The organism is Spirochaetota bacterium (assembly GCA_026414805.1).
Taxonomy (GTDB): Bacteria; Spirochaetota; UBA4802; order UBA4802; family UB4802; genus UBA4802.
In genome coordinates this window covers 1-4,048 of the sequence record JAOAIH010000119.1, presented here as the reverse complement: position 1 = coordinate 4,048, position 4,048 = coordinate 1, and the positions used below count along the sequence as shown (strand labels likewise).

5 protein-coding genes are annotated in these 4,048 nt (G+C 37.3%); all 5 read left to right on the top strand.

The features are described 5' to 3' along the window. Window positions 1-310: hypothetical protein (locus tag N3F66_14640; GenBank protein MCX8125383.1), on the top strand; the 310-nt coding region annotated here is incomplete at its 5' end. Window positions 311-941: 631 nt separating this feature from the next. Next, window positions 942-2,051, top strand: coding sequence for a beta-propeller fold lactonase family protein (locus N3F66_14635; protein MCX8125382.1), 1,110 nt, complete (start codon window positions 942-944; stop codon window positions 2,049-2,051). A 213-nt stretch (window positions 2,052-2,264) separates the two neighbouring features. Further along, on the top strand, window positions 2,265-2,420 hold the full coding sequence (locus N3F66_14630; GenBank protein MCX8125381.1) for a hypothetical protein: 156 nt from the start codon (window positions 2,265-2,267) through the stop codon (window positions 2,418-2,420). Then, on the top strand, window positions 2,417-3,568 hold the full coding sequence (locus N3F66_14625; protein ID MCX8125380.1) for a hypothetical protein: 1,152 nt from the start codon (window positions 2,417-2,419) through the stop codon (window positions 3,566-3,568). The genes N3F66_14630 and N3F66_14625 overlap by 4 nt, the downstream gene beginning before the upstream one ends. Window positions 3,569-3,707: 139 nt before the next feature. Next, the coding region (locus N3F66_14620; GenBank protein MCX8125379.1) for a hypothetical protein at window positions 3,708-4,048 on the top strand (341 nt) is incomplete at its 3' end.

Genomic DNA, 4,048 nt, shown 5'->3' with positions numbered 1-4,048 from the left:
CCTAATGGATGCACACTGTGCAAAAACCGGAGTTGATGACGAAACCGGTAAGGTAAAGATTAATAAGAATCCTGAAAAACATACCACATCATGTCTTAAAAATGATATGTGTATGATGGAAAATCTAGGCATTATGATAAAACAAAGTAACGGTACATATAAGTTCTTTAAGTTTGATAAAGCAGGAAGTAAAAAAGCTGACGACCAGGTAATGATGAAGACAAAAAGGAAATTTGGAAACAAGAGAGCTGTAAAAGGTACGATTAAAGGTGACACTATTACAATATCAACTATCAAAGAGGTAAAATAAAATATAAATAAATCCCACACTACTATCCTTAATATCTTTTGGATAGTAGTGTGGGATTTTTCTATGTTTCATCCTTTAGCTGCTTGTTTTCACAATGGGTATTTTCTGAGTTCCCACAATTCTTTTTAAACATCATTGGAAGCATAGCTAGCATCATAATGGGGCATAGGAAAGGGATAATTTTTGATAAATAGCCGCTGGTTCCAGGGAAAGCTTTTCCTATAATAGGCAGTAGAAATAGCAAAAGTACTGGGGCACCACAGCATAATATCATCATCCACATATGGGACATATGACTTTTGTGTTTATGAGTATTTTTATCATTGTTTTTATTTCCGTGACAGCAATTCATGTTTTTTCACTCCTTAAACGATTTGTCATTCATAAAATATAAGAACAAATGAACTATCGTCAGTATAACACCTGTTTATGAAGATTTTATGGAGAATAAGTTATTATTTATTAGAAAACAAGTAAGAAAGTGAATAGGGTAATAGATTCCCATAGGACAAAAATCTTAATGTCTTCTCATATAAAAAAGTTTTGATTGTCATTAAAATAAGTAATCCAATGGCTAAAATTGCACAAATGAGCAAATAATAAGCATGCAAAATCTATTGGAGGTATCACAATGAAAAGATTGTTTCTAAGGATATTTATTACTGTTATATCATTATCAATTCTTACTGCTTGTAATCCGAGGACAACCCAGCAGCCACCACAACAAAACAACAATACTACTCCTCAAACACAACAGACACCGCAGCAGAACACAGCACAACAACCTATGGGTAATATGGCAGAATATTATGTGTACACTGCAAATGAGGATGATTCTTCAGTCTCTGTCATAAATATGGCTACAATGCAGACTACGGTGACTGTTCCAGTCGGTCAGAGTCCGCACAATGTACAGGTTACGCCAGATGGCAATTTTGTTTATGTTGTGGAAAATAAGAGCAATACCATCTCTGCCATAGACACCAAAACCAACACAATAGCGAAAACCATCAAGGTTGGTGAGGGACCAAGCCACATAATTTTTTCACCTGATTCCAAGAAAGCATATGTCACTGTAGGCGAGATGGCTGAAAGCGCCGGAATGAACAGTGGAGATGCGCATATGGGGGGATCAGACGTTAAGGGCAATGTATATGTTGTTGACCTGACAAGTGGAAAGACAACAGTGAAAATTCCTGTAGGTCAGATGCCCCACGGTTTGAGAATGTCACCTGATGGAAAACATATTTTTGTAGCAAATTCTGCATCAAATACTGTATCCGTAATTGATGTCTCAACAAACAAAGTGGTTAAAACAATTAAAGTAGGTAAAATGCCTACACAGGTGGCTGTTACACCGGACAGTAAGCTGGTATTTGTAACAATCGGTGATGAAAACAGGGTTGATGTTATAGATGGGACCACACTGGAGGTAAAAAAACTTATCGCAGTAGGAGGAAATCCTATACAGAACTTTGTTACGCCTGATGGAAAATTTGTTTATGTTGCAAACACGGGAACTTCAAATATCAGTGTTATAAATACTACAACGCTTGAAGTTACTGCTACTATTCCGGCAGCCGCCAAATCTCATGGAGTAGCAATATCAAAGGATGGAAAAAATGTATTTGTCACAAATACAGGAGCAAATAATGTATCTGTAGTCGATACTGCGACTAATACTGTAGTAGGCACTGTGGCAGTCGGTAAAGGACCTAATGGTATAACAATAAAAGAATAGATAATATTATGGTAACAAAAAGGAACGTTGATGTTCCTTTTTTTTGTGCTTTTACAGTCATATTCCTATATAAGTAGTTTGTGGAAAGCCGCGTTACATGTATATTTTACTATATTTGAATAAAAAATAAACACAAGGAACAATTATTAAAAAAAAACACAACATTGTAACGATCACTAAATTATGTAAATTTAATGTAAGGGAGTAAATCTCATGGCTGAAAATAAGAAAGGCGGCGGGCTGAGAATATTAATAATAATAGCTATAATCGTTGTAATTCTGGTTATTGCCTTTGCCGTGTACCATTACACAGGTATTATGAAGCACAGTGGTACTATCATGAATTATTCTAAGGAGATGATAAAGTGAAGTTTTTAAGAAGCTTACTTGCTGTATTCTTGGTATTGGTCATAGTAGGAGGATTGGGTTATATAGGCTGGAGCATGTTTTATGCTCCCATGAACCATACAGGAAACAGCAGTATGGGAAACATGCCGGGGATGAATAACTCTGCAAACAATCAAACACCTTCTACACAGACGCCTAACAATAACCATCAGATGCCAAACACACAGCACCCACAAAACAATACTGCACAGAAAAATGTTGCTTTAAACACTATTGCTATTCAAAACAAGGATAAAATAAATCAGGCTATAGGGACTATAAACCAAGCAATTGATTTGATAAGCATAGATCCATATTCCAGGGCAACTGTTCCAAATCCTGCGCAGGGTTCTATGGGGAATATGCAGGGACAAACAAATCAGGGGGGCGGAAGTGTAAATGTATTCCCTAGTGGAAACAGTACGGTAAATGTTGTACCCCCTGTCAATAATACCCCTAATAATGTCAGTTCATCTACAAATACTAACATGGGAGCTATGACTGGACAGCAGAATACAAATTATGTATATGACCAGGGAAAGTTGCAGCAGCTGAATAACGGTATATATACGCTTGCTCAAGGGATAATGCAGGTAAATCAGTTAAGCGAGGATCTGACAATTCAATCAGCTGCATCAGAGGATAATCCGCCCACATATCAGACGTATATTTCAAGGTACAATATAGCTTTGCAAAACAAGACAAAACTAAATAATGCAATTTCAATGATCAACCAGGCTTCAACCTTGGTAAACGTTAACCCTTATGCCTCACCAAACGGGTATCAGATAAATGTACCTGAAATGGAACGACTACATCAGGGAGTATACAAACTGGCACAGGGAATGACAATGCTAAGCAGGCTGAATGATGATTTTACAACACAGATGGCACAGGCAGCAAGCCTGGCACAAAATATGGCTAGTGCCGGTAATATGAACAGCATATCCGGCATGAATATGTCAGGTATGGGATTAAATATAAACTTGCCAACCATTTTCAATATTGTACTGATCATAATGATTATTGGATTGATAATTGGGATACTTGGTGCGATTGCTAGCATGTTTAGAAAAAGGCCTGAAAAGAACGGCGGAAATAACCCTGGTAGAGAACCGGATTCGATTTAAAAAGAGGTGACTTTCTATGTCCTGGGATTTTAAAAACAATCCTGTATTAAGGACTTTGCGGGTAGTTATAATTGGGATATTTGCGTTTTGTCTACTCTTCAATTCATTCACGGGAGGTGGAGAAACTATGGGAGGACACATGGATAACATGGGAATGAGTGGCGGCTATGGGTTTTCATTAGGTGGACTGATCGGAGGACTCTTGACTCTTCTTGTTAAGCTACTGATGGTTGCATTGATTATTGCAGTGATAGTGGGAATAATAGTTTGGGTACGAAATAACTTTTTCCAAAACACTAATTCTAAACTCATGCAGTCAATAAAAAATGATCCCATACTTAAAACAATTACAGTAGTGACACTTGCCATCATTGGGATAGTTCTGATATTCGCATTGCTGGGCAGCTTTAGTCAACCGGGGATGATGTTTGGTGGCAGTATGGGGAACTTCAGTTTTGGGTATAATCCTATGTATAGCAT